The 2,193-nt window shown below is 47.7% G+C and carries 2 protein-coding genes; both read right to left on the bottom strand.

Annotated elements, in window-relative coordinates; genetic code table 11:
• Window positions 1–427 precede the first annotated feature (427 nt).
• The gene (locus ABTW62_RS13895) at window positions 428–1,114 is read right to left on the bottom strand and encodes a PEP-CTERM sorting domain-containing protein (RefSeq protein ID WP_430905168.1); all 687 of its coding nucleotides are present in this window, start codon (window positions 1,112–1,114) and stop codon (window positions 428–430) included.
• Between the two features lie 379 nt (window positions 1,115–1,493).
• Window positions 1,494–2,193: Ig-like domain-containing protein (locus ABTW62_RS13890; RefSeq protein ID WP_430905167.1), on the bottom strand; the 700-nt coding region annotated here is incomplete at its 5' end.

Here is a 2,193-nt window from a genome sequence, read left to right as displayed (position 1 = left end):
TATGCGCGATCTGTGCACTGAATCCATTCCAATCAATCGCGCCAGATGTCAGCATGTGCTGCATAGCCTGGTGATCAACCTCGTTTACTTCGCCCATGCGCAGCATAGTCGCTCGATCAGATTGAAATAGTCCGCGCAGATAACCATAAAACGTCGCTGTTGCATCGCGCGTCGAGGATACGAAAAATGATGAAAATGACGATAAATGCGCGCTAAGCGCTTCTGGGAGGCCCTGTAAGGCAGATTTGAGAGACTGTTTAGTATTTTCACGACATAATCGTGATTAACTTATATAAAACAATAGCTTATTATATATAAACTTGATGCCCTATTGGAATTATTTGAATCTGACAAAGTAGAACTAGGTTACGAAACAATTAACCCGCTGACAAGGCGGGTTAATTGAATTGCACTCGAAATGATGTAGTTAAACCCGGCGTCTGCGTGACAAGCTTAATCCTATCAGTCCTGTACCCAGCAGCAGAAGAATACCCGGTTCTGGAACATCACCATTTCCAGGGCCAGGCCCACCATTCGATCGGTAGTAGACAGAAATATGGGAGATATCTCTTGGTCCTTCGCCAGGGAAGGCAAATGGTGGCTCTTCAAATGGTGATGTATAGGTGCCTGTTCCACCAAAACCACCATCGCCCACGGAAGTGAGCAGAAGTGGCATATCGATTAAGTAGCCAACTAGATTTGTATTTCCGCCATCTTTAAAAACGAGCATGATATCGCTGAAGTCGGCGATGACTCCACCTGTCCAGGCAAAGGTTCCTGATTGATTATTGCCAGAGAAATCAAACAAGCTGGAACCATCAGTCCCACTCACATTACCGATATTGTCATACTTGCCATCAAACGACCAGTCGGTGAATCCAAAAAAAACTTCCTCGTTGACAGTAAAGCTGCTTTGGGGGGGGCTGACGCTGTCGTTTTGATTTGCATTTAGCGGTTCCAATATCGTGCAGCCAATATTCGGCGCGACATTATCAGAGATATCGTAGCCTTCACCAGTGCATGACGCAAAACTTGCGTTTGCATTGACTGTGAACATTGCTCCCGCGATAAGAGTCGAGCTCATCAGTGTAGATATAATTGTTTTCTTTAACATGTTGCGTCTCCTTTAATTTTTAGCCTAATTATAATCTTTCCATTCGCTTTTTGACTTGTGGTAACTAATAACAAGCAATTTATGTGCCATATTTTTATCTATTTGTTTCTTAAGGAATATTATATTATGTGGGATTTTTCTCAGGAGATTCTGTAAAAAAAATCGACAATCATGCGATGCGGAAGGCGTAACGCGCCGGGGGGGGCGCCAGCAATTCCCATTTTGAGCAGTAATGCCTATCATTTCCCTGCGCATGCAAGTAAATATCGCTTCTGTCATGTGTTGTTTGGCATTAGAGATTGTAGATTATTGATTCAGAGCCTGAATCAATTCATTTCCTCTCATTTTTCAAGATGAGAATTGCTGGGCACCTTGGCCGCTACTTGACGACATTTACATTTACAGAAGTAGTGGCTGTATTGCCGGCAGCATCTTTCGCCGTGGCCTGGATTGTATGTGCGCCAGCCGAGACGCGTTTTGGACGAGTGTTCCAGTTGGCGCTGAGCGTGCTACCTGTGCCTGTCGCGAAGCGTTGTCCATCGATGTAAATAGCCAGCGCAATGTCTGCGTCACCGTTGTCATCGGAAGCATTGACCGTGATCGTCACATTGTGGGAGACGTTTCCTCCAACCGGGTTGATAATTTGTACAACAGGCGGGGTGGTGTCAATAAGGGAGGAAGAGGTGTCTTTATCATCGGTGACCGAGCTAATGGGATTTTCCACGTTGACTTCCGCTATGTTGGAGGCGGCGCTGTTGCCGGCTGCATCGAATGCGCGCACCACGAGATTTGCCTTGCCATTGGGTGTGCCATTGGAGTCCCAGCTGAAAGCAAACGGTTCGGAGGTGTCGACCGCAACGCTGGTATGGTTGACCCACAGCTCGGTGCGCACCACGCCGACATTGTCGGTTGCTTCGATATCCACTGGCACTAGCCCGGACACGGTTGCGCCGGATAGGGGCTCGAGAATAGATACGCGTGGCGGTTCGGTGTCTTTGGACGGGGTGATTGTAGTTTCGGTTGTGACCACAGCCTGCACCGCGGCGCCGGCATCGACCCGGCCATGTCCGAAGTAGGGG

Origin of the sequence: Nitrosomonas sp. ANs5 (genome assembly GCF_050584665.1) — a bacterium.
Taxonomy (GTDB): Bacteria; Pseudomonadota; Gammaproteobacteria; order Burkholderiales; family Nitrosomonadaceae; genus Nitrosomonas.
The sequence above is the reverse complement of the archived record's forward strand: the minus strand, read 5'-3'. Positions and strand labels throughout refer to the sequence as shown.

What these genes read in the sequence shown, in the direction of transcription:
- ABTW62_RS13895 (WP_430905168.1), bottom strand. Translation starts at nt 1,114, where the DNA reads ATGTTAAAGAAAACAATTATATCTACACTGATGAGCTCGACTCTTATC.